Origin of the sequence: Micromonospora sp. WMMA1947, from assembly GCF_027497355.1 — a bacterium.
Taxonomy (GTDB): Bacteria; Actinomycetota; Actinomycetes; order Mycobacteriales; family Micromonosporaceae; genus Micromonospora.
In genome coordinates, this window is record NZ_CP114909.1 from 3,091,468 (window position 1) to 3,114,646 (window position 23,179).

A 23,179-nucleotide genomic window follows, 5' to 3' on the forward strand; every position below is an offset into this window, starting at 1 on the left:
GGGCGGGCTGGCGCTCCCAGGTCCCGTCGATCATGAAGTTGGCGGCGACAAATCGGACGCAGAACGCCGCCAACTTCATGATCGACGCGGTTGGCGCGGGCGCGGGCGCGGCGGGGGTGGGGCGCGGCGGGGGCGGGGGCGGGGGCCGGCGGGGGCGTGCGCCATCTCCGGGGGGCCTGCTGTGTCTGTGGGGCACATGGACCGGGGGCGGGCGTGCGTGTCAGCATGCGCGGATGCGCAGCGCACGGCACATGGTCCAGGCCAACGGCATCACCCAGGCGGTCCGCGTGGCCGGTCCACCGGACGGCGTACCGGTGCTGCTGGTGCACGGCAACGTCTCCTCCTCCGCGTTCTGGGAACCGCTGCTGGCCCGGCTGCCGGAGACGCTGCGGGTGGTCGCCCCCGACCTGCGCGGCTACGGCGAGACCGACACCGCGCCCGTCGACGCGACCCGAGGGCTGGACGACTTCGCCGACGACGTGGCCGCGCTGCTGGCCGTCCCGGGGCTGTTCGCGCCCGGCGCCCGGCCGGTGGTGGCGGGGCACTCGCTGGGCGGCGGCGTGGCGATGCGGCTGCTCGTCGGCCACCCGGAGCGGGTCGCAGGGCTGCTGCTGGAGGCGCCGGTGTCCCCGTACGGCTTCGGCGGCACCCGGGACCTCGACGGCACTCCGACCACGCCCGACTTCGCCGGCACCGGCGCCGGTGGCGCGAACCCGGACTTCGTAGCCCGGCTCGCCGCCGGTGACCGGAGCGCGGACGGCCCGACCAGCCCGCGCGCGGTGCTGCGTGCCGCGTACGTGGCCGACCCGGCGTCCCTGGGCGACGACGAGGACCTGCTGCTGGAGAGCATGCTGACCACCGCCACCGGGGACGACAACTACCCGGGCACCGCTGTGGCCTCGCCGCACTGGCCGGGGACCGCCGCCGGGCCGCGCGGCGTGCTCAACGCGCTGGCCCCGGCCCACTTCCGGCTCGCCGACGAGCTGGTCGCCGTGCCGGTCAAGCCGCCGGTGACCTGGGTACGCGGCGACGCCGACGTGATCGTCTCGGACACCTCGCTGTTCGACCTGGCGTACCTCGGTCAGCTCGGTGTGGTGCCCGGCTGGCCGGGCGAGGCCCAGTGCCCGCCGCAGCCGATGGTGGGGCAGACCCGCGCGGTGCTGGACCGGTACGCGGCGGCCGGCGGGACGTACCGCGAGGTGGTGCTGCCGGGCTGCGGGCACAGCCCGCACCTGGAACGGCCGACCGAGTTCGTCGCCGAGCTGCTGGCGCTGGTGGGGGAGAACGCCACCGGGTGAGGCGCGGTGCGTGAAATATCCCACGGCGTCTCGACAACCCAGCGTCACGTGGCAGACTCCGGCGCATAACCTTAGCGGCCGTTCATGTCGCGGACGGCGGAGTCGAGCCAGGGGAGGCCGGTCGTGGCGCGGGAGTTCACCAGGGTGGGCGTGGTGGGTCTGGGCACCATGGGTGCCGGCATCGTGGAGGTGTTCGCCCGCAACGGCCTCGACGTCACAGCCGTGGAGATCTCCGACGCGGCGCTGGAGCGCGGCCGGGTCACGCTCACCGGCTCCACCGACCGGGCCGTCGCCAAGGGCAAGCTCGCCGAGGCCGAGCGGGACGCCCTGCTGGCGCGGGTCGACTTCCGGGTCGGGCTGGACGCGCTGCACGACGTGGACCTGGTGATCGAGGCGGTGCCCGAGCACCTGGACCTCAAGCAGCGGATCTTCGCCGAGCTGGACCGGGTCTGCAAGCCCGAGGCGATTCTGGCCACCAACACGTCCTCGCTGAGCGTCACCGAGATCTCCGTCGCCACCACGCGGCCCAACCAGGTCATCGGCATCCACTTCTTCAACCCGGCCCCGGTGATGAAGCTGGTCGAGGTGGTCCGCACGGTCGTCACCTCCGCCGACGTGGTCGCCGACGTGGAGGCGCTCTGCGAGCGGCTCGGCAAGGTCGACGTGACGATCAGCGACCGGGCCGGCTTCATCGCCAACGCGCTGCTGTTCGGCTACCTGAACCACGCGGTCGGCATGTTCGAGGCCCGCTACGCCACCCGCGAGGACATCGACGCCGCCATGAAGCTCGGCTGCGGCCTGCCGATGGGCCCGCTGGCGCTGATGGACCTGATCGGCCTGGACACCGCGTACGAGATCCTCGACACGATGTACCGGCGCGGTGGCCGGGACCGCCGGCACGCCCCGGCCCCGCTGCTCAAGCAGATGGTCACCGCCGGTCTGCTGGGCCGGAAGTCGGGTCGCGGCTTCTACACCTACGAGCGGCCGGGTTCGCCGAAGGTCGTACCCGACGAGTACACGCCGCTCGCCGCGGACGCCGCGCTCGCCGACGGCGCCCGCGCCATCGCGAAGGTCGGCGTGGTCGGCTCCGGCACCATGGCCACCGGCATCATCGAGGTGTTCGCCAAGGCCGGGTACGAGGTCATCTCGGTGACCCGGGGCGCGGAGAAGTCCGCGAAGGTCTGCGAGGCGGTCAAGACCTCGCTGAACAAGGGCGTGGTGCGGGGCAAGCTCAGCGAGACCGACCGGGACGACGCGCTCGGCCGGATCACCTGGTCCGCGACGCTGGAGCACCTGGCCGACGTCGACCTGGTGGTCGAGGCCGTGATCGAGGAGCTGAGCGTCAAGAAGGCGCTGTTCGCCAGCCTCGACGAGATCTGCAAGCCGGGCGTCGTGCTCGCCACCACCACCTCGTCGCTGCCGGTGATCGACGTGGCGATGGCGACCCAGCGTCCCGCCGACGTGGTCGGCCTGCACTTCTTCAACCCGGCGCCGATCATGCCGCTGGTGGAGATCGTGCAGACCATCCGCACCTCCGGCGAGACGTCGGCCACGGCCCGCGCGGTCTGCGCGAAGCTCGGCAAGACCGGCGTGGTCTGCGGCGACCGGTCCGGCTTCATCGTCAACGCGCTGCTGTTCCCGTACCTGAACGACGCGGTGAAGATGCTGGAGGCCAGCTACTCGACCGCCGACGACATCGACTACGCGATGAAGCTCGGCTGCGGCTACCCGATGGGCCCGTTCGAGCTGCTCGACGTGGTCGGCCTGGACGTCTCGCTGGCCATCCAGCGGGAGCTGTACCTGGAGCTGCGCGAGCCCGGCTTCGCCCCGGCGCCGCTGCTGGAGCACCTGGTCACGGCCGGCTACCTGGGCCGCAAGTCCGGCCGCGGGTTCCGCGACCACACCCGGCGCTGACCGCTGTCAACAGCCGGGCCCGGTGACGGCGCCTTCGGGGTGTGACCTTCGAGGAGTACGTCGGCAGCCGCGGCCCGGCTCTGTTGCGTCTGGCCCGGCTGCTCACCGGTGACGCGCACCGGGCCGAGGACCTGACCCAGGACGTGCTGGCGCGCGCGTACGTGCACTGGCGGAAGATCGCCCGGGCCGACCGGCCCGACGTGTACGTGCGCCGGATGCTCGTCAACGCGAACACGTCCTGGTGGCGGCGGCGATCCAGCCGTGAGCTGGCGATCGACACGTTCGCCGACCGGCCCGAACGCGGCGACCTGAGCGGCGAGGCGGCCGATCGGGACGAGATGGGGCGGATGATCCGTGCCCTCCCGGACCGCCAGCGCACCGTGCTGGTGCTGCGCTACTACGAGGATCTGGACGACGCCACGATCGCCCAGATCCTCGACTGCTCCCCGGTCACCGTCCGCACCCACGCGATGCGGGCGCTCGCCCACCTCCGGGAGCGCTGCGGCGTCCCGATGACCAAGGGGAGCCGGCCGTGACCGACCTCGACCAGCGGATCACCTCGGTGTTGCGGGAGCACACCGAGGACGCCGTGGACATCGACCGGCTGACCGCCCGGGCGGTGGCGGGTGGCCGCCGTCGGCTACGCCGTCGTCGGTCGGTGCTCGGTGGAGGGCTCGCCCTGGTCGCGCTGCTCGGCGGCTTGGCCGTCGTCCCTGGCCTGCCGGGCGTGGACCGGCCGTTCACCGGTCCGGCCGTCGGATCCGGGCCGGTGCCACCGGTGATGCGGGCCGAGCCGGGAGCGGCGGCCGCGCCGGAGGCCGTCGACACCGACACCGGGGTGCTGCACTTCGGCGTCGACACCACCCGGGCCCGCTACCTGCGCTGGGAGACATGGCGGGACGTGGAGAGCATCCGGCTGGACGTCGGCGGCGGGCGGATCGTCACGGTAGAGCTGGCGCGCTCGGCCGAATCGCTACGGCAGTACACCGCCGAGGGGGTGCCCTTCGACGTCAGCGTGTTCGCCGAGGAGGCGGCGTTCGACGGCAGCACCAGCGGCCTGACCGTTGACGGGCTGACGATCCGGGTGCGGCAGTGGAAGCCGGTGCCCGGCCTGTACGCGCGGGCAAGTACGTCGGGCCAGCCGGACACGGCGCTGACCACCGCGGTGGAGGCGCTGCGGCTGAACGAGGCCCGCCGGTGTGGCGCCCCCGTCCGCCCCACGAGCCTGCCGGACGGGGCCCGCGTCGTGGGCTGCCGGGTCGACGTGAGCGGTTTCCCGCGGCTGGTGACCGCTCGGTTCGTCATCACCGGCCCCGTCACCCAGGAGATGGCCGTCTCCTACCGGTACGCGGCCGAGGCGTCGACCTCGACTGCGGGCGCCAACATGGAGATCAACGGGCGGCCCGCGCGCCTCTACGCCGCATACGGCCGGATCGAGCTGCTCGGTCTGCCGAAGGCGCACCTGCTCGCCGAGTACGGCTGGCCGCACAACGGGTTCGACGAACGCGACGCGGCGCTCGTGCTGGGTGGCGTACAGGTGGCGCCGGACCCGACCCGTCCGGAGACCTGGGACTGAGCGGTCGTCCGCCGACCGGCCGCCCGACCCGGGCCGGTCCGGCCGGCGGACCGTACGCTTGGTGACCGTGAGCCCCCGTCGCAACCGCCCTCGCCGGGACGACATCGCCGCCGTGGACGCCGAGCGTGCCCGCCACGGCGTGCCGACCGTGCAGCAGTGGCGCGACGGCGAGTGGCAGATACGCGCGATCAGCGGCGGCGCGTCGGTCAAGACGTACCGCTGTCCCGGCTGTGACCAGGAGATCCGCCCCGGCGTGGCGCACCTGGTGGCCTGGCCGGCCGACGACCGGGGTGACCTGACGGATCGCCGCCACTGGCACTCCGGCTGCTGGCGGGCCCGGGACCGGCGCGGGCCGAACCTCCAGCGCGGCCGGGGCGCCCCGCGCTACGGCTGAGCGATCTGGATCACCAGGTTCCCGTCCCACTGGGCGGCGGGGCCGCCGACACGGGAGACTGGAAGACGTGAGCACTCCGATTCGCGCGTCGTCGATCCTGCCCGGCCGCCGGGAGGACATCGAGCTGCACACCGCCGACGGGCTGACGCTCGTCGGCGAGTTGGCCCGGCCGCTGGACCGCGAACCGGCCGCCACACTGGTCTGCCTGCACCCGCTGCCCACGCACGGCGGGATGATGGACAGCCACGTGTTCCGCAAGGCGGCGTGGCGGCTGCCCGCGATGGCCGGCCTGGCCGTGCTCCGGTTCAACACCCGAGGCACCAGCAGCGTCCGCGGCACCAGCGAGGGCGCGTTCGACGGCGCGGTCGGCGAGAAGTTCGACGTGGCCGCCGCGATCGAGTACGCCGAGTTCCACGAGCTGCCGAACATCTGGCTGGTCGGGTGGTCGTTCGGCACCGACCTGGCGCTGAAGTACGGCTGCGACCCGGCGGTGGCCGGCGCGATCCTGCTCTCCCCGCCGCTGCGCTACTCCGCTCCGGAGGACCTGGCGGTCTGGGCCGAGACGGGCAAGCCGCTCACCGCGCTGGTCCCCGAGTTCGACGACTACCTGCGCCCGGAGGAGGCCCGGGAGCGCTTCGCCGCCGTGCCGCAGGCCGAGGTGGTGGGCGTGGACGGCGCCAAGCACCTCTGGGTCGGCGACGCGGAGAAGGTACTGGACGAGATCGTCCGGCGGGTCGCCCCCGGCGTACCGCTGCCGCTGCCGACCACCTGGGACGGCCCGATGGAGACCGGCGACGTCAGCGCGTACGCCGACCGCACCGTCGCCGCGTTCGCGGACACCCCGGTGCCCGGCCCGGCCCAGCGACGCGCCGAGTAACGGCTCAGCGGGCGTCCTGGCGCGGTAGCACCACCTCGCGCAGGATCAGCTGCAACGCGGCCACCGTGGGGATCGCGATGAGCGCGCCGACGACGCCCAGCAGCGCCACCCCGAGCAGCGCGGCGAGCAACGCCGCCACCTCGTTGACCGCGACCGCCCGGCGCATGATCTTCGGATAGATCAGGTAGTTCTCCACCTGCTGGTAGAGCACGAAGAACACCAGGCAGGCGATGCCCACGGGCAGGTCGGTGGCGAGCCCGACGAGCGTGACCACCACCGCGCCGAGCGTCGCGCCGATCTGCGGGATCAGGTCGGTCACCGCGACCACCACGGCCAGGGCGAACGGGTACGGCAGGCCGACCGCCAGCGCGAACACGAACGTGCTCACCCCGGCCAGCACCGCGATGGCCAGTGCCCCGACCATGTAGGCGCCGACCCGGGTCAGGATCTCGTCGCCGATCAGCCGGACCCGCTCCCGGCGCGAGCGCGGCGCCATCGCGTACCCGAGTTCGCGCATCTTGTCGAAGTACGCCAGGAAGTAGATCGTCAGCACCAGCACGGTGAGCAGGCGGAAGATCGTCCCGAAGATCAGCTGCGCGCCGCCGAGCACACCGCCGAGCGCCCGCCCGATCGTGTCCGCGTTCGCCGCCGCCTGGACCCGTTCCATCACGTCGTACCGGATCACCAGGTCGTTGACGGTGGGGTTGCGGCGCAGCTCCTCGACGTACCCGGGCAACTGCTGGACGAACTGGCCGGACTGGGTCACCACCGGCGGTACCAGCGCCAGCAGCCCGGCGACGATCAGCAGCAGCAGGGTCAGCGTCACCACCGCCACCGCCAGCCCGCGCGGCAGGCCCCACTTGCGCAGCCGGACCACCGCCGGGTGCAGGCCGACCGCGAGGAACAGCGCGATCACCACGAGCACCAGGATGCCGGCGGCGTTGCGGATGCCCAGGAACAACGCGTACGCGAGCAGCACGCCGAGCGCGCCGGTGAACCCGACCAGGAAGGCGCTGCGCCGCAGCGGGCGTCCCGGTACGCCGAAGCGCCCGCTCGGCTCGAACTCGCCCGGCTCGACCTCGGTCGGCCGCTCGCTGCTCGTGTCCGTGCCGGTCCGCGGGTGCCCCGCGGTGCGCGTGGTCTCGTTCGCGGTGCGCGTGGTGTCGTTCGCGGGCTTCGCCGCGCCGGTGGAGGAGCCGGAGGTGTTTCCGTCCGCGGCCTCGTCGTCCCGGGCGGCGGATCCCTCCTGCGACACCGTGCCTCCCCGCTGCCCGGCTCGCCCGCCGGTGACGTCCACGGCCGCCGCGCGGCCCTCTGCCCGGAGGGTAGTCGCCACCGCCCGCCCTGGGCCATACCATCACCGCTACCCGCCGCCTCAGCCGTCCGGCGGGTCGGGGAGTGGCGTGGTCCGGGCGGGCCGGATGCCGCCACTTCGGCGAAGTGGCGGCATCCGGAGGCGGTGGATCAGTCCTTGTCGACGGTCACCGTGCTGGGCTTGGCGCTGCGCTCGTCGGTGGTCGGCTTGGTCGGGCGCTTGCCGTTCTCGCCGGTGCTGGTGATCTTCGTCGGGGTGGCGCCCCGGCCGCCCTCGCCCGGCACGGCGGCCACCGTGGGCTCACCGTCCACGCCCGCGCCGGCGGGGGAGTCCATGGTGGTGACCGGTTCGCCGACCGGCTTCGCCTTGCCCGCCTCCGCCGGCGCGGCGTCGCCCTTCGCCGCTGCGGCGCCATCGGGGACGGGAGCGGCGGCACCCTTCGCTGCCACCGGCGCACCGCTGCCGACCGGGGCGTCTGCGGGCTCGTCGCCGTCGTCGGTGCCCCGGCCGGAGGCGGCGGTGGCGAGCTCGTCCGGGTCGACAGGGGTGGCCGCGATTCCGGCCGAGTCGGCGTCGCGCCGCAGGTCGGTGAGCCGGCGCTGCAGGTCGTCGGACTCCTGCCGCGACTTCCACGTCTCGGTACGCAGGTCGGCCAGCTCCTGCTGGGCCTTGGCGATCTCCAGCATCACGCCGGCGAGCTGCTGCCGGCCGGCGGCCACCTCCTGCTGGGTCGAGGCCAGGTGCTGCTGGGTGGTGGCGAGGTGCTGCTGGGTCGTGGCCGCGTACTCCTCGAACTGGCGGCGCGAGGCCGCGACGTGCTCGTCGGCCTTGCGGCGCTGCGCGGTGGCGTCCGCCTCGGCGCGGCGCAGCAGCTCGGCGGCCTCCAGCTCGGCCTGCTGCCGCATGCTCAGCGCGTCGGCCTCGGCGGCCTCCCGGACGCCGGCGGCGGTGCGCTCGATCTCGTCGCGCCGCGTGGTGTACGCCTGCTCCAGTTCCTCCTGCCGCTTGGCGTGCTGCTTGTCCAGCTCGTCGCGGCGCTTGGCGAACTCCTGCTCGGCGGCGGCCCGGCGCTGGGCCAGCTCCTTCTCCGCGCTGTCCCGCCGCTCGGTGACCTCCTTCTCCACCCCGGCCCGCCACGCGCCCAGCTCCTGCTGGGTCTGGGCGCGGGCCTGCTGCACGTACGCCTCGGTCTCGGTGCGCATGCGCTGCACGTACGCCTCGACCTCGGCGCGGTTGCGCTTGCCGGCCTCGGCGGCCTCGGTGGTGAGCCGGTTGGCTTCGGTGCGGGCCCGGCCGCGGGTGGCCTTGGCGGCCTCCTCCGCGTCGTCCACGATCTTCTTGGCCTCGGCCAGCGCCTTGGCGTGCGTGGCCCGGCCGGCCTCGGCGGCGGCGTCGGTGAGCCGCTTGGCCTCCTGCTGGCCCTTGGCGTGCACCTCCTTGGCGGCCTCGCGGAGCTGGTTCGCCTCCTGCTGGGCCTTCGCCAGCGCCTCCTTGGCCGCCTCGCGCAGCCGGGCGGCCTCCTGCTGGGCCCGGGCGTGGATCTCCTTGGCGGTGTCGCGGAGCTGGGTGGCCTCCTGCTGGGCCTTCGCCAGCGCGTCCTGGGCGGTCCGGCGCAGCTTCTCGGCCTCGTCCTGGGCGGCCGTCCGCAGCTTCGTCGACTCGTCCTGCGCGGCCTTGCGCAGGTTCGCGGACTCGTCCTTGGCGGCCTTGAGGGTGGCCTCGGCCTCGGCCTTGCGGGCGGCGGTGTGCCGCTCCTCCTCGGCCCGGCGGGCGGCCAGCGCGATCTCGAAGTCCTTCAGCGCCTGGGCGGCCTGCTCCCGGGCCTCCTCGACGATGTGCTCGGCGGCGGCGCGGCGGGCCTCGATCTCCTCGTTGGCGGCGGCCAGGATGTCGTCGGCCTGCTCCTCGGCCATGGTGAGGATCTGCTCGACGCGCGGACCCAGGTGGCGGAACGACGCCCGGTCCACCACCGCCGCCTGCTTGCGCACCTGGGCCAGGTCGCGCTGGAGCACCTCGACCTGACCGGCCAGCTTGTGGATCTGGGTGTACGCCTGTTCGCGCTCGGTGGTCAACGCCGCGATCTCGTGCTCCGCGCGAGCGACGTAGCGGTCGACCTGTCGTTTCTCGTACCCCCGCAGGGCGGACTCGAAGCTGGGCTCCGTCGTCACGTCCCCGCCGAGCGCGAACAGTTCCTCGCCGTGCGACATGACCCCATCCTCACACGCATCCGGGTCTGCGGGGGCGATACGGACGCCCCTTCTGGGAGCTACTTCACCCTCCTGGCGAAACGGGCCGCACAAGCATGACGGCGCGGGGCGACACCGGTCACCCGGCGTCACCCCGCGCCGTGGCTCATGCCCCCGACAGCGGGTGTAACGGTCAGCCGGCCGACTCGGCCGTCACCTTCTGCCCGGAGGCGTCGGCCTTCGGCGCCTCGGCCTTGCCGCCGGCCGGCACGCCCGGCACGATGCCGGCCAGGCCGGACAGCATCTGCCCGAGCTGCGAGGTGACCGCGTCCTTCTGGCGGGTCAGGTCCTCGACCTCGCGGCGGGCCGCCTGGGTGGTCAGCTCGGCCTCGGTGCGGGCCTCGTTGAGCACCCGCTGCGCCTCGGCGCGCGCCTCGTTGAGGGTCTTGTCGGCCAGGGCCTTGGCCTTGTCGACGGTCTCGTTCGCGGTGCGCTCGGACTCGACCCGGCGGGCCTCGGCCCGCTGCTCGATCTCCTTGGCGCGCTCCTGCGCCGCGCGGGCCCGCTGCTCGGCCTCGTTGACCAGCTTCTGGGTCTGCGAGACCTGGGCGGCGTGCCGCTCCGACTCCTCGCGCTCGGCCTTCTCCCGCCGCTCGGCGAGCTGGAGCTCCAGGGCCTGGAGATCCTTGTCGCGCTTGTCGCGCGCGTCGGTGAGCAGCTTGGTCGCCTCGGCCCGCTTCTCCTCGGCCTCCCGGGCGGCCTTGGCCCGCTGCTGGGTGATCTCCCGCTCGGCGGTGGCGCGCAGCGTGGCGACCTCCCGCTCGACCGTCGACTTCAGCTCGGCCACCTCGTGCGCGGTGACCGTACGCAGCTGCTTGGTCTCCCGGTCGGCGTCGGCGCGCAGCGTGTCGGCCTCGCGGCGGGCCTGCACCCGGACCTCGGCGGCCTCCCGCTCGGCGGCGGTACGGACGCTGCCGGCCTCGCGCTCGGCGGTGGCCTTCATGGCGGCGGCCTCGGCGCGGGCCTTGTCGGTGATCTCGCGCGCCTCGAGGCGGGCGGCGGAGAGGATGCCCTCCGACTCGCGCTTGGCCTCGTTGCGGTGGTCGTTCGCCTGCTCCTCGGCCAGCCGCAGGATCTGCTCGACGCGAGTGCCCAGGCCGGACAGGGTCGGCCGGCTGTTCTCCTCGAGCTGCTTGTTGGTCTCGGTGAGCTTCTGCTCGAGCGCGCTCTGGCGCTGCTCGGCCTGCCGCAGGCGGCGCTGCGCGTCGTTCATCCGCTGCTCGGCCTCGGCGCGGGCCTGCTCGGACTGGCTCAGGGCGGCGCTGAGGCGGCCGATGAAGTCGTCGACCTGGTTGGTGTTGTAACCACGCAGGCCAACGGTGAAATCGGGCTGTGAGTTCGCGTTATCGAAGAACGCAAGAGGGGAGGACTGCTGCTGGGGCATTGGGACATACTGGCAGACGCCCCAGGGTGGTTCGCAAGAGCGGTCGGCACCTTTCGCGTCCTGTTTACATGGTCAACTCGGTCGGCCGGCGAGACCGGACCAATAGGCGATCTTGGCAGCTCCCGGGCGGGTCGGGCGGGTCGGGCTTCTGCGGGGAAGGCGGCGCACAAAGGGCCGCGGGTCGGAACCCGCGGCCCTTTGTGCGTACGTCGATCGAATGGTGCCCCGCTCGGCCGGAAAGGCAATCCGGGACAACCGTACGGTCAGTGACCGCGGAACCGGTTGATGGCGCTTTCGTGGCGCGAACGCATCTCGGTGTCGCGGACGCCGAGCCCGTCGGCGGGGGCGAGGCACCGCACGCCCACCTTGCCCTGGTGCGCGTTGCGGTGCACCTCGTACGCGGCCTGGCCGGTCTGCTCCAGCGCGTAGGTCTTCGACACGGTCGGGTGCACCTTGCCGAGCGCGACCAGCCGGTTGGCCTGCCACGCCTCGTGGTAGTTGGCGAAGTGGCTGCCGACGATGCGCTTGAGGTGCATCCACAGGTAGCGGTTGTCGTACTGGTGCATGTAGCCGCTGGTGGAGGCGCAGGTGACGATCGTGCCGCCCTTCTTGGCGACGTAGACGCTGGCGCCGAACGTCTCCCGGCCCGGGTGCTCGAAGACGATGTCCGGGTCCTCGCCGCCGGTCAGCTCGCGGATGCGCTCACCGAAGCGGCGCCACTCGTCCTGGTCCTGGGTCTGCTCGTCCTTCCAGAACGTGAACCCCTCGGCGGTGCGGTCGATGACCAGCTCGGCGCCCATCTTGCGGCACAGCTCGGCCTTCTCCGGCGAGGAGACCACGCAGACCGGGATCGCGCCGCCGTTGAGGGCCATCTGGGTGGCGTACCCGCCGAGGCCGCCGGACGCGCCCCAGATCAGCACCACGTCGCCCTGCTTCATGTTCGCGCCGTGGTGCGAGACGAGCTGCCGGTACGCGGTGGAGTTGACCAGCCCCGGGCTGGCCGCCTCCTCCCAGCTGAGGTGGCGCGGCTTCGGCATCAGCTGGTTGGCCTTGACGATCGCCAGCTCGGCCAGGCCGCCGAAGTTGGTCTCGAAGCCCCAGATCCGCTGCTGCGGGTCCAGCATCGTGTCGTCGTGGCCGGCGGAGTCCTCCAGCTCGACCGAGAGGCAGTGCGCGACCACCTCGTCGCCGGCCTTCCACTTGGTCACGCCGGGCCCGGTGCGCAGCACCACGCCCGCGGCGTCCGAGCCGACCACGTGATACGGCAGGTCGTGGCGGCGGGTCAGCTCGGAGAGCCGGCCGTAGCGCTGGAGGAACTTGAACGTGGGCAGCGGCTCGAAGATGCTGGTCCACACCGTGTTGTAGTTGATCGCGCTGGCCATCACCGCGACGAGCGCCTCACCCGGGCCCAGCTCGGGGGTGGGCACCTCCTGCACGTGCAGCGCCTTGCGCGGGTCCTTGTCGCGGGTGGCCATGCCCTCGAACATGCGGGTGTCCTCGGCGCGCACCACCACGCCCCGGTAGCTCTCCGGCACGGGCAGGCCGGCGAGGCCGGCGAGCTCCCGCTCCGGCTGCGACGAACCCTCCGCCGCCATGATCGCTTCGAGGATGTCCTGCACGGTGACCTCCCGTTTGTCCACACCCGCACGACGCGGGCAGGGGTGCTGCCATCGTCGGCGCCGGTGCGGCGGGACCGCCATGTCGGCAATCGACACATTCCGGCACCGGTCGCCGCTGCTGTTCGGGCGGACGTTACTGAACGGTAGCTAAAGCGGGAACCCCTCTGTGAAAAACTGCATCCACCAATGCGTGGAGGTGTCCGTGGGAACGTGCAAGTGCGCACTGCCGCGCGTGTTCCCACGTGTTAGGAAGGGCCCCTTCTTAACAGACGTCTGTTAAGAAGGGGCCCTTCCTTGCGCCTCAGGCGGGCTGGACCAGCTCGATCAGCACGCCGCCGGCGTCCTTGGGGTGCACGAAGTTGACCCGGGAGTCCGACGTCCCGCGCCGGGGTGCGTCGTAGAGCAGCCGGACGCCGCGCTCACGCAGCGCCGCGCAGGCCACGTCGATGTCCGCCACCGTGTACGCCACCTGCTGGATGCCGGGACCGCGCTTGTCCAGGAACTTGCCGATCGTGGTGTCCGGGGACAGCGGCGCGAGCAGCTGCACCATGCCGCCGGACGCGTCCGGCCCGACCGCGAGCATCGCCTCGCGTACGCCCTGCTCGTCGTTGGTCTCGGTGTGCACGCAGCGCATCCCGAACGTGCGCTGGTAGAAGTCGATCGCGGCGTCCAGGTCGGCCACGGCGATCCCGACGTGGTCGATGCGGCGCAGGCCGATGTCTGTGACAAACTCGGCAGCGGGCTCGACGGGGGAGTTCTCAGCCATGACGCTAGTCTGACCGAACAATCGTTAAGGCGTACAGGTCGGCACCCCCCTCGGAGGCAGGCAATGGCTTCGGTGATCGTCAGCGGCGCGCGGACCCCCATGGGGCGCCTGCTGGGCAACCTCAAGGACCTCCCCGCGACCAAGCTCGGTGGCATCGCGATCAAGGCGGCCCTGGAGCGCGCCGGCGTCGCGCCCGAGCAGGTCCAGTACGTGATCATGGGCCAGGTGCTCCAGGCCGGCGCCGGGCAGATCCCGGCCCGGCAGGCGGCCGTCGAGGCCGGCATCCCGATGTCCACCCCGGCGCTGACCATCAACAAGGTCTGCCTCTCCGGGCTGGACGCGATCGCGCTCGCCGACCAGCTCATCCGGGCCGGTGAGTTCGACGTCGTGGTGGCCGGCGGCATGGAGTCGATGACGAACGCCCCGCACCTGCTGCTCGGTCAGCGCTCCGGCTACAAGTACGGCGACGTGACGGTCAAGGACCACATGGCCCTCGACGGCCTCACCGACGCCTGGGACTGCTGCTCGATGGGCGAGTCGACCGAGCGGCACGGCGCGAAGCACGGCATCACCCGCGAGGAGCAGGACGCGTTCTCCGCGGCCAGCCACCAGCGCGCCGCCGCCGCGCAGAAGAACGGCCACTTCGGCGACGAGATCACCCCGGTGGTCATCCCGCAGCGCAAGGGCGACCCGCTGGTTATCAGCGAGGACGAGGGCATCCGCCCCGACACCACCGCCGAGTCGCTCGGGAAGCTGCGCCCCGCCTTCACCAAGGACGGCACCATCACCGCCGGCAGCTCCTCGCCGATCTCCGACGGCGCCGCCGCCGTGGTCGTGATGAGCAAGGCCAAGGCCAAGGAGCTGGGCCTGACCTGGCTGGCCGAGATCGGCGCGCACGGCAACGTGGCCGGTCCGGACAACTCCCTGCACTCGCAGCCGTCGAACGCGATCAACCACGCCCTGAAGAAGGGCGGCCTGAGCATCGAGGACCTCGACCTCATCGAGATCAACGAGGCGTTCGCGGCGGTGGGCATCCAGTCCACCCGTGACCTCGGGATCAGCCCCGACAAGGTCAACGTCAACGGTGGCGCGATCGCGCTCGGCCACCCGATCGGCATGTCCGGCGCCCGCCTCGTCCTCACGCTCGCGATGGAGCTGAAGCGGCGCGGTGGCGGCACCGGCGCGGCGGCGCTCTGCGGCGGTGGCGGGCAGGGCGACGCGCTGATCATCCACGTCCCGAACGGCGCCGAGAGCTGATTGCTGATACCTGTGAACGATGCACAGAACGCCCCGGCGGCGGCCTCCGGCCCGGTGCGCCGCAGCCGGGACGTACCCATGCTGGTGGAACGGGCCCGCGCGGGTGACCCCCGCGCGGTGGCCCGCCTGATCACCCTGGTCGAGTCCGGCGACGAGGTGTTGCCGCAGGTTGCGGCGGCGCTCGCGCCGTACGCCGGGCACGCCCAGGTGGTCGGCCTGACCGGCTCGCCCGGCGTGGGCAAGTCGACCACCACGAACGAGCTGGTCCGGGCGCTGCGGGCGCGCGGGCACCGGGTCGGCGTGCTCGCGATCGACCCGTCCAGCCCGTTCACCGGCGGGGCGATCCTCGGCGACCGGGTCCGGATGCAGGACCACGCGACCGACCCGGGCGTCTACATCCGCTCGATGTCCAGCCGGGGCCACCTGGGCGGGCTCTCCGCCGCCACGCCGCAGGCGGTGCGCGTGCTGGAGGGCGCCGGCTGCGACGTGGTGCTCGTCGAGACCGTCGGTGTCGGGCAGGCCGAGGTGGAGGTGGCGTCGCTGGCCGACACCACGCTCGTGCTGCTCGCGCCGGGCATGGGCGACGCGATCCAGGCGGTCAAGGCCGGCATCCTGGAGATCGCCGACGTCTTCGTGGTCAACAAGGCCGACCGGGACGGTGCCGACGCGACGGTCCGCGACATCCAGGGCATGATCGCGCTGGGCGAGCGTGGGCCGGGGGAGTGGCGTCCGCAGGTGGTGCGCTCGATCGCCTCCCGTGCCGAGGGCATCGACGACATCGCCGCCGCGATCGACAAGCACCGCGACTGGCTGGAGCGCCACGGCGAGCTGCGCCGCCGCCGGGAGGCGCGGGCCGCCGCCGAGATCGAGGCCATCGCGCTGGGCGTCCTGCGCGCCCGGATCGGCTCACTGCGCGACGGTACGCAGCTCCCGACGCTCGCGGCCAAGGTGGCCGAGGGCGCCATCGACCCGTACGCTGCGGCGGACGAGCTGCTCTCCCAGCTGGGCTCCTGACCCGCCCCCGCCCCGTCCGCCGCTCCCACCTGGCGGAACGCCAATCTCGCGTGACGGGAGGCGCTCCCGCAAAGCCCGCGATCTTGCGGTTGCGGCCCCGGTTGCGCCTGCTTCGCGGCTTCTGCCGGGGCCGTAACTCCATGATCGACGGTCGATGTACGCTCCCCCGGACGAGGGAGGGCGGGGCGCGTGGAGCACGACGCTACTCAGGAGCTGCCGGCGATGCACGAGACCGTGGCGGGCGGGAGCACTTCGGTCTCGGACGAGGTGGTCGAGAAGATCGCGGTGGCCGCCGCGAAGTCGGTGCCGGGCGTGGCCGAGCTGGGCGGCGACATCGCCCGCTTCTTCAACGCCGTGCTGGACCGGGTCGGGCTGGACCAGGTCGGGGACGCGCGGCGCGGCTGCTCGGCGCACGTCACCGACGGCTCGGCAGTGGTCAACCTCGTCCTCGTGATCGACGCCGGGTACCCGGTGCCGCAGGTGACGGGTGAGGTCCGGGCCGCGGTGGCGTCCGCGATCGAGGCGTACGGACTGCGCGCCGCCGAGATCAACATTCGTGTCGACGACGTGGCCATCGGCGCGAGCTGACGCGCTCGGCCGCCCGGCCTGCGCACTCGTCGTCGCGGGCGGGGGCTGACCACCGCACGGGTCGATGCACCGTACCGTTGTTCGCAGCGGCGCGAGGCCGCGGTGCGTCGGGAGGTTCGCCATGCCCAAGGGTGTCTCGTTCGCTCCAGTGCGCACCGTGAGGGCGTACGAGGGGATCGTCCGGCAGGTCGAGGAGCGGATCGCCGCCGGCGACCTGCGGCCGGGGGACCGGCTGCCCAGCGAGCGCGAGCTGACGACCCAGTTCGACGTGAGCAGGTCCACCGTGCGCGAGGCGCTGCGCGTGCTGGAGAGCAGCGGCCTGGTCCGCTCGCGCCCCGGTGACCCGCTCGGGCCGCAGGTGATCGCCTCGACCGCCTCGGCGATGCGCAAGCTGTTCGCCCGGGTCGTGGACAGCCGGCGGCTCGGCGTGGCGGAGCTGCTCCAGTTCCGGATGATCATCGAGTCGGCGGCCGGTTCGGTCGCCGCCCGGCTGGCGTCACCGTCCGAGTTGGACGAGCTGGAGCAGGCGCTGACGGGCATGCGGGACGCGGTGGCCGACGGCTACGAGGCGTTCAGCGCGGCGGACGTCCGCTTCCACGAGCACGTCGCCCGGTTGTCGGGCAACGAGTTGCTCGTGCTCTGCCTCGACGCGGTACGGAGCATGGTGCTGGACCTCATCTCCACCAAGCTCGCGCAGGCCCCGGATCCGGAGGCCCTGATGGAGCGCACCTTGACACATCACCGGCGCGTCATCGACGCGATGCGGGCGGGCGAGGCCGACGAGGTGGCCCGGCTGACCCGGCAGGAGTTGCACCACTACTACGCCGAGTACGTGCCGGAGGCGCGTCGCTCGATGGTGGACGTATTGCTCTGAATCCGCCTGATGTGGCCTGACCTCGGATTATCCGAGTCGGCCATCAGCTGAGCAGGCTCTTCCCTTCAACTGGTCTGACCAGTAGCCTCCCCCACATCTCGTCGTGTACCACGGGGGACCACCAGTTGCCCAATGCATCGACCGCCCCGATCGGGGCGGAGGTCGCACCGCTTCACATGGGAGAAGCTGCATGAAGTCGTCCAGATTCGCCGCGTTCGCCGCGGCAGCCCTGGTCTGTCCGGGACTCGTGCTCGTCGGGTCGCCCGCGTCGGCCAACCCCGCCGCCGGTGCCCCGGGCACCCACAACGCCATCACCGACGTCCCCGGCATCCAGGTCGGCCAGGTCCAGTCCGACACCGCTCCGTACCTGACCGGCACCTCGGTCGTCTACATGCCGCAGATGTCCGTGGCGAGTGTGGACCAGCGTGGTGGCGCCCCCGCCACCAAGGAGACCGACCTGCTCAGCCCGCTCAACTCGAACCCGGGCGTCAACGCGATCCAGCTCGGCGGCAGCAGCATGTACGGGCTGTCGGCCACCAACGGCATCATCCGCTGGCTCGAGGACCGCGGCGAGGGCGTACGCGTCGGCGCCGGCGGCGTGGCCCCGATCGTGCCGGCCGCGGACATCTTCGACCTCGGCCGCGGCGGCGACCCGAAGGCCCGCACCTCCGCCGAGTGGGGCTACCTCGCGGCACAGGCCACCTCGGACGGTCCCGTTCGCCAGGGCGGCGTCGGCGGTGGCACCGGTGCCCGTGGCGGCGGCATGCGCGGCGGCGTCGGCACCGCGAGCGTCCACCTCGGCGACGGCATCTACGTCGGCGCGATGGTGATCGTGAACCCGGCCGGTTCCCCGGTCGACCCGGCCGACTGCACCCTGTACGGCGTCAAGTACGGCATCGGCGACGAGTTCGCCGGGTACAAGGCTCCCAAGAAGAAGGAGTGCAACCCGCCGACCCCGCCGGCCGCCGCCGCCGAGCAGCCGGCCAACACCACGATCGCCGTGGTCGCGACCAACGCCCCGCTGGAGAAGGCCGCCGCGCAGCGCATGTCCGGCAACGCGCACGACGGCATGGCCCGCGCGATCAGCCCGATCCACACGCTCGGCGACGGCGACACCGTGTTCGCGGTGTCCACCGGCAAGGGCGAGGCGCTCCAGATCAACGACCCGGCCGACAGCCGCCAGCTCAACGCCATCTTCAACGCCGGCGCCAGCACGCTCGCCCGTGCCATCGCCAAGGCTGTCCTCTCGTCCGAGAGCATCGGCAACACCACCAGCTACTGCGACCGCTACCCCTCGGCCTGCAAGGGCATGAAGCAGCTCAAGCAGTGGCGTACCCAGGGCAACGCCCCGGACGTGACGCCGGAGACCTTCGCCGCGGCGTCGCAGGCGCTGGCGCAGACCCCGGTCCCCGCGCCGGCCGGTGCCGACAACGGCAAGGACAAGCCCAAGCCCAAGGCCGCCCCGGCGGGCAACACCACCCAGCAGGAGTCGCAGAACGGCATGGTTCTCGCCTCCGGTAACACCGGTGGTCCCAGCGTCCCGACCGGCGTGACCACGGGCCTGCTGGCCGCCGCCATCCTCGGCGTCGGCCTGCTGGGGATGCACCTGCGGGGACGCCGCCGGACGCCCTCCGCCCCGCTCAGCTGACACACACGCTGTCTCACCTCGCGCCGCAACAGGAGGCGCCTGACGAACGAGGCGGGTTCCGTCCACCAGGACGGGACCCGCCTCGCGTCGTTTCCCGCCCTCCGGTCCGCGCTTGATGTGACCGCCGATCTTGGAGTTGTGGCACCTCGCACAGCTCGCATACGGGGCATCCCAGGCGCCACAACTCCAAGATCGACGGAGCGGGGCGTTCTACACCGACTCACTCCGCAGCACGTCAGCTCCTGGCGTGTGGAGCGCGAGCGGGATTGCGCCGTCCCTCGGCAGCCCCTGTGCATCGCGCTGGCGCCGAGCGCAGGGGCTGCACCGCAGGGCTGGACGTGGTCGTCGGCCCGGGCGGAACACGTCCACCGCGGCTTAGCGCCCGCTCGGCAGTGCGTTGTGTCGACGCCCTGCGGTCCCGGACGCGCAGGGCTACACGCGGGCAGCACCTCGACTGCGTCAGTCCCCTGCGCACCGATCACGGCTCCTCGGGCGTCCCCGGCCCTCCTAGCCCGTCGATCTTGGATTTGGTGCCCCGGCGAACGGGGTCAAATCCCCCGCGCCAGGGGCCGCAAGTGCAAGATCGCGGGGAGCGGGGAGCGGGGAGCGGGGAGCGGGGAGCGGGGAGCGGGGAGCGGGCGGAAAGACGGAAGGACCTGGTGGGCGGGAGCCCACCAGGTCCTTCCGTGTGCGTGGAACTGATTACTTCTTGGACACCTTGGTGACGTCGAAGGACTGGGTCACCGCGTCCTTCGGGTAGCCCTCGACGCCGTCGCGGATCACGGCCAGGTTCGGCAGCAGGAAGAGCCAGTCGCTGGCCGCCTCCTGCGAGATGACCTTCGCGGCCTCGGCGAACTTCTTGTCCCGGGTCGCCGCGTCCAGGGCCGTGTCGGCCTCGTTCATGAGCTGCGTGACGGCCGGGTTCTTGTAGCGGTAGTAGTAGTCCGGCTGGCCGTAGCGGACCAGGTCACGCGGCTCCACGTGGGCGATGATCGACAGGTCGTAGTTGGCCTTGCCGAGCACCTTGTCGAGCCACTGCGGCATCTCGACGTTGTTCTGGGTCACCTTGATGCCGACCTCGGCGAGCTGCGAGGCGACGAACTGCGCGGAGGCGCGGGCGTAGCCGGGCGGCGGGACGTCCATGGTCAGGGTGAGCCCGTTGGCGTGACCGGCGTCGGCGAGCAGCTGCTTGGCCTTGGCGGGGTCGTGCGGGAAGTCGCCGGTGCGGTCCTCGTACCACGGGTCGCTCGGCGGCACCATGCTGCCGATCTTCGTGCCGTAGCCGGACCAGACGGTCTTGATGAGGGCGTCGTGGTCGATCGCGTGGCGGATGGCCTGGCGCACCCGGACGTCGGCCAGCGGGCCCTTGCTGTTGTTCATCGCCATGACGACCTCACCGGTCGTCTTGCCCTCGACCACCTCGAACTGCTTGTTGCCCTTGAAGACCTCGAGCAGCTGCGGCGCCTGGATGTTCGCCACGATGTCGAGCTGACCGGAGAGCATCGCGTTGTTCAGGGCGTTGGCGTCGGTGATGTAGCGGAAGACGGCGGTGGCTACCTTGGCCTTCTCGCCCCAGTAGCCGTCGTTGCGCACCAGCGTGATGCTGTCGCCGCGGTTCCACTTGTCGAACTTGAAGGGGCCGGTGCCGTTCGGCTTCGTGCCCAGGTCGGTGGCGTTCTCCTTGAGGACCACGCCGACGCGGCCGGCGACGTCGAACAGCCAGCTCTGGCTGGGCCGCGACAGCGTCACCTCCACGGTGGACGCGTCCGGCGACTCGACGGTCTTCACGACTGTCATCTGGGACTTGAACGGGTTCGTCGAGCCCTCCGCGGTCACCCGCTTGAAGCTCCACACCACGTCCTGCGCGGTGAGCTTCTGGCCGTCGTGGAAGGTCACGTTTTCGCGGAGCTTGAACGTGTACTTGGTGCCGTCGTCGGACATCTTCCACTCGGTGGCCAGCAGCGGCTCCACCTCGCCGGTGTCCGCGTTCTGGCGCACCAGGCCCTCGTACACGTTGTAGAGCAGGACCTGCGGGATCGCGGCGCCGGCCTCGGCGGTCAGGTCGAGGCTCACCGGCTCGAGGTAGGCACCGAGGGTGACCGTACCGTTGCCGGAACCACCACCGCCGGTGGTGGTCTCCGAGTCACCATCGCTACTGCACGCGGTCAGAGCCAGCGCCGTGGCGAGCAGCACGGCGGGCAGCGTTATCTTCAGCCGATTCATTCGTGTGTCCCATCGCGAAGAACGCCAAGGGCGCTCGTAGCCTGTGAGGCGGGACACTATGAGCGTGGTACCCGATGCAAAAGGGCCAGTTCAGCGGGGTCGGCAGGTACCAATCAGCATCCGGCTACCGGGCCACGCGGAACCCGGTGTTGCCACTCGAGGAGTCAACGGTGGTCCGACTCCGTGCTGCCACGCGGTATCTGTTGCAGTAGGAGTCGTGGCAGAGATACGAACCACCCCTGATGACGCTCTCACCTGGTGAGATGCGGCCTCGATGGTCGCGCCAGGGTTCGGCCGTGAGTTCCCAAACGTTGCCCGCGACGTCGTACAGGCCGTAGCCGTTCGGCGGAAACGCGGTCACCGGAGAGGTGCCCACGAACCCGTCGTCCGCGGCGTTGACAGCGGGGAAGGTGCCCTGCCAGATGTTGCACAGGTGCCGCCCGCCCGGGGTCAGCTCGTCGCCCCAGGCGTAGCGGGCCTGGGACAGGCCGCCGCGCGCCGCGTACTCCCACTCCGCCTCGGCGGCCAGCCGGGTGCCGGACCACAGGCAGTACGCCTCGGCGTCCCGCTGGGAGACGTGCACGACCGGATGCTGCTCGCGTCCGCGTACGTCCGAACCGGGCCCGTCCGGGGCGGCCCAGTGCGCCCCCTCGACCGCCAGCCACCAGGGTGCGCCCGGCACCGTGGCGTCGAGTACCCACGAGCGTGCGGACGGCGCCAGCAGCAGGTGGAAGACGAACGACCAGCCGTACCGTTCCGCGTCCGTGCGGTAGCCGGTGGCGTCGACGAAGCGGGCGAACTGCCGGTTCGTCACCGGTGTCGCGGCGATCTCGAACGGCGCCACGGTCACCGGGCGGACCGGCCCCTCCAGATCCTCCGGGAAGCCCTCCGGATCGTCGGTGCCCATGAGGAAGGTGCCGCCGGGCAGCGCGATCAGGCCCTCCGTACCGGCGGGGCCGGCGCGGACGGCGCTCGGGCCGGACGTCGATCCGGCGGCGGCGGGCGGGCGTTTCGGCGCGCAACACGGCGACGGCGGAGGGCTTCCTCCGCCGTCGCCGTGTTCAGCCGATTCGGTGCTCACATCCGCGCTACGCCGGCAGGGCGTCCGCCTGGTACGCGCCCTCGCCGATGACGGCCGCGACCGCGTCGCCGAAGTCCTCGGTCGACATGCCCATCTCCGGCCCGCGCATGGCGCCCAGGCGCGGCAGCACCGCCTTCACGCCGTCCTCCAGGCTGCGGGCCGCCTCGGCGTGGCCCAGGTGCTCCAGCATCAGCGCGGCGCTGAGGATCGAGCCCGCGGGGTTGGCCCAGCCACGGCCGGCGATGTCCGGCGCGGAGCCGTGCACCGGCTCGAACATGCTCGGCGCCGACCCGGTCGGGTTGAGGTTGCCGCTCGCGGCCAGACCGAGACCGCCCTGCACGGCGGCGCCGAGGTCGGTGATGATGTCGCCGAACAGGTTGTCGGTGACCACCACGTCGAACCGCTCCGGCTGCGTCACCAGGTAGAGGCACATCGCGTCGACGTGGACGTAGTCCACAGCGATGTCCGGGTACTCCGCGGCGACCTCCTCGAAGGTCCGCTGCCACAGGTCACCGGCGTACGTGAGGATGTTCGCCTTGTGCACCAGGGTCACGTGCTTGCGGCGGGTCAGGGCCAGCCGGAAACCGTGCCGGATGAGGCGTTCGACCCCCTTGCGGGTGTTGACCGACTCCTGGGTGGCGATCTCGTCCGGCCCGCCCCGGTGGATGAAGCCGCCGGCGCCGACGTACGCGCCCTCGGTGTTCTCCCGCAGGATCACCAGGTCGCACTGCTCGGGGCGCAGGCCGCCGATGGGCGTGGGTACGCCGGGCAGCAGCTTGACCGGCCGCAGGTTCACGTACTGGTCGAACGCGGTCCGCAGGTGGATCACCAGGCCGCGTTCGAGCACGCCGGGCGGCACCGACGGGTCGCCGACGGCGCCGAAGAGAATGGCGTCCGCCTTGGCCAGTTCCTGCTCCACGTCCGGCGGTACGACCTGGCCGGTTATCCGCCAGTAGTCCGCGCCGAGTTCGTAGTCCTCCCAGACCAGGTCGATCCCGAACCGTCGGGCGGCGGCGTCGCACGCCTTGACCGCCTGCGCGGTGACCTCCGGTCCGATGCCGTCGCCGGGCACCAGCGCGATTCGCTGGGCGCTCATGAGTCCACC

19 protein-coding genes are annotated in these 23,179 nt (G+C 72.2%); 11 read left to right on the top strand and 8 right to left on the bottom strand.

The genetic code is table 11. The features are described 5' to 3' along the window. Nucleotides 1-233: 233 nt before the first annotated feature. The 6 genes from O7604_RS14840 to O7604_RS14865 all read left to right on the top strand — a co-directional run bounded on the left by O7604_RS14840 (nt 234) and on the right by O7604_RS14865 (nt 6,059). The gene (locus tag O7604_RS14840) at nt 234-1,298 is read left to right on the top strand and encodes an alpha/beta hydrolase (protein ID WP_281579893.1); all 1,065 of its coding nucleotides are present in this window, start codon (nt 234-236) and stop codon (nt 1,296-1,298) included. Nucleotides 1,299-1,421: 123 nt separating this feature from the next. Continuing rightward, the gene (locus tag O7604_RS14845) at nt 1,422-3,212 is read left to right on the top strand and encodes a 3-hydroxybutyryl-CoA dehydrogenase (protein WP_269704380.1); all 1,791 of its coding nucleotides are present in this window, start codon (nt 1,422-1,424) and stop codon (nt 3,210-3,212) included. 41 nt (nt 3,213-3,253) lie between these two features. Further along, entirely contained in the window at nt 3,254-3,748 is a 495-nt protein-coding gene (locus tag O7604_RS14850; protein WP_281579894.1) for a SigE family RNA polymerase sigma factor, read from the top strand. Further along, nucleotides 3,745-4,788 carry a hypothetical protein gene (locus O7604_RS14855; RefSeq protein ID WP_281579895.1) on the top strand — a complete coding sequence of 348 codons (1,044 nt, stop codon included), beginning with the start codon at nt 3,745-3,747 and terminating at the stop codon, nt 4,786-4,788. The genes O7604_RS14850 and O7604_RS14855 overlap by 4 nt, the downstream gene beginning before the upstream one ends. Nucleotides 4,789-4,849: 61 nt before the next feature. Beyond that, on the top strand, nt 4,850-5,182 hold the full coding sequence (locus tag O7604_RS14860; RefSeq protein ID WP_269704382.1) for a hypothetical protein: 333 nt from the start codon (nt 4,850-4,852) through the stop codon (nt 5,180-5,182). Between the two features lie 67 nt (nt 5,183-5,249). Beyond that, nucleotides 5,250-6,059 carry an alpha/beta hydrolase gene (locus tag O7604_RS14865; protein ID WP_269704383.1) on the top strand — a complete coding sequence of 270 codons (810 nt, stop codon included), beginning with the start codon at nt 5,250-5,252 and terminating at the stop codon, nt 6,057-6,059. Nucleotides 6,060-6,063: 4 nt separating this feature from the next. Here O7604_RS14865 and O7604_RS14870 read toward each other — a convergent pair whose 3' ends face one another. From O7604_RS14870 to mce, 5 genes are all read right to left on the bottom strand, one after another. Next, nucleotides 6,064-7,314 (bottom strand): AI-2E family transporter, encoded by a 1,251-nt coding sequence (locus O7604_RS14870; RefSeq protein WP_281579896.1) that lies wholly within the window; start codon nt 7,312-7,314, stop codon nt 6,064-6,066. Nucleotides 7,315-7,523: 209 nt separating this feature from the next. Beyond that, nucleotides 7,524-9,581, bottom strand: coding sequence for a hypothetical protein (locus tag O7604_RS14875; RefSeq protein ID WP_269704385.1), 2,058 nt, complete (start codon nt 9,579-9,581; stop codon nt 7,524-7,526). A 172-nt stretch (nt 9,582-9,753) separates the two neighbouring features. Then, nucleotides 9,754-11,004 carry a DivIVA domain-containing protein gene (locus O7604_RS14880; protein ID WP_269704386.1) on the bottom strand — a complete coding sequence of 417 codons (1,251 nt, stop codon included), beginning with the start codon at nt 11,002-11,004 and terminating at the stop codon, nt 9,754-9,756. A 263-nt stretch (nt 11,005-11,267) separates the two neighbouring features. Next, the gene (ccrA, locus tag O7604_RS14885; RefSeq protein ID WP_269707010.1) at nt 11,268-12,623 is read right to left on the bottom strand and encodes a crotonyl-CoA carboxylase/reductase; all 1,356 of its coding nucleotides are present in this window, start codon (nt 12,621-12,623) and stop codon (nt 11,268-11,270) included. 301 nt (nt 12,624-12,924) lie between these two features. Further along, entirely contained in the window at nt 12,925-13,389 is a 465-nt protein-coding gene (mce, locus tag O7604_RS14890; RefSeq protein ID WP_194800614.1) for a methylmalonyl-CoA epimerase, read from the bottom strand. A 63-nt stretch (nt 13,390-13,452) separates the two neighbouring features. Between mce and O7604_RS14895 the strand changes: the two genes are divergently transcribed. The 5 genes from O7604_RS14895 (at nt 13,453) to O7604_RS14915 (ending at nt 18,770) form a co-directional block, all read left to right on the top strand. Further along, entirely contained in the window at nt 13,453-14,646 is a 1,194-nt protein-coding gene (locus O7604_RS14895; RefSeq protein ID WP_194800615.1) for an acetyl-CoA C-acetyltransferase, read from the top strand. Between the two features lie 78 nt (nt 14,647-14,724). Next, nucleotides 14,725-15,660, top strand: coding sequence for a methylmalonyl Co-A mutase-associated GTPase MeaB (meaB, locus tag O7604_RS14900; RefSeq protein WP_281579968.1), 936 nt, complete (start codon nt 14,725-14,727; stop codon nt 15,658-15,660). Between the two features lie 189 nt (nt 15,661-15,849). Further along, nucleotides 15,850-16,248 (top strand): Asp23/Gls24 family envelope stress response protein, encoded by a 399-nt coding sequence (locus tag O7604_RS14905; RefSeq protein WP_269704387.1) that lies wholly within the window; start codon nt 15,850-15,852, stop codon nt 16,246-16,248. 157 nt (nt 16,249-16,405) lie between these two features. Continuing rightward, nucleotides 16,406-17,122 carry a FadR/GntR family transcriptional regulator gene (locus O7604_RS14910; protein ID WP_281579897.1) on the top strand — a complete coding sequence of 239 codons (717 nt, stop codon included), beginning with the start codon at nt 16,406-16,408 and terminating at the stop codon, nt 17,120-17,122. 190 nt (nt 17,123-17,312) lie between these two features. After that, a complete protein-coding gene (locus O7604_RS14915) occupies nt 17,313-18,770 on the top strand; it encodes a P1 family peptidase (RefSeq protein WP_281579898.1) in 1,458 nt (485 codons plus the stop codon). Between the two features lie 702 nt (nt 18,771-19,472). Here O7604_RS14915 and O7604_RS14920 read toward each other — a convergent pair. From O7604_RS14920 to O7604_RS14930, 3 genes are all read right to left on the bottom strand, one after another. After that, nucleotides 19,473-20,993: an ABC transporter substrate-binding protein gene (locus O7604_RS14920; protein ID WP_269704390.1), complete on the bottom strand. Its 1,521-nt coding sequence runs from the start codon at nt 20,991-20,993 to the stop codon at nt 19,473-19,475. Nucleotides 20,994-21,117: 124 nt separating this feature from the next. Beyond that, nucleotides 21,118-22,074, bottom strand: a complete 957-nt coding sequence (locus O7604_RS14925; protein ID WP_281579899.1) for a formylglycine-generating enzyme family protein — start codon at nt 22,072-22,074, stop codon at nt 21,118-21,120. 7 nt (nt 22,075-22,081) lie between these two features. Next, a complete protein-coding gene (locus O7604_RS14930; protein ID WP_269704392.1) occupies nt 22,082-23,170 on the bottom strand; it encodes a 3-isopropylmalate dehydrogenase in 1,089 nt (362 codons plus the stop codon). Between the last annotated feature and the right edge of the window lie 9 nt (nt 23,171-23,179).